The 234-nt window shown below is 64.5% G+C and carries 1 protein-coding gene; it reads left to right on the top strand.

What is annotated here, in order from left to right:
• Positions 1 to 234: DUF3141 domain-containing protein (locus ACSNOK_RS36325; protein ID WP_436784911.1), on the top strand; the 234-nt coding region annotated here is incomplete at both ends.

The raw sequence follows: 234 nt of genomic DNA, 5'->3' as shown, positions 1-234 counted from the left end.
CTTCTCCACTTCGAGTCAGAGCAGGTGGCCGACGGCCACGACTTGCAGCCAGCGAGCAACTACCGGCTCCTGCGTGTCACTCGCTGTGGCACCGACGCCTTGGAGAAACATGTGCGCAAAGGCGCCGCACCGGTGCTGGTGGTCGATCCACGCGCCGGCCACGGCCCTGGCATCGGCGGCTTCAAACGCGATTCTGAAGTTGGCATGGCACTGCTCGAAGGCCATCCCGTGTAC

It is taken from the genome of Streptomyces sp. URMC 126, assembly GCF_051386555.1.
Classification (GTDB): Bacteria; Actinomycetota; Actinomycetes; order Streptomycetales; family Streptomycetaceae; genus Streptomyces.
Note: the sequence above shows the minus strand (reverse complement) of the source record. Positions and strands in the feature narration are given on the sequence as shown.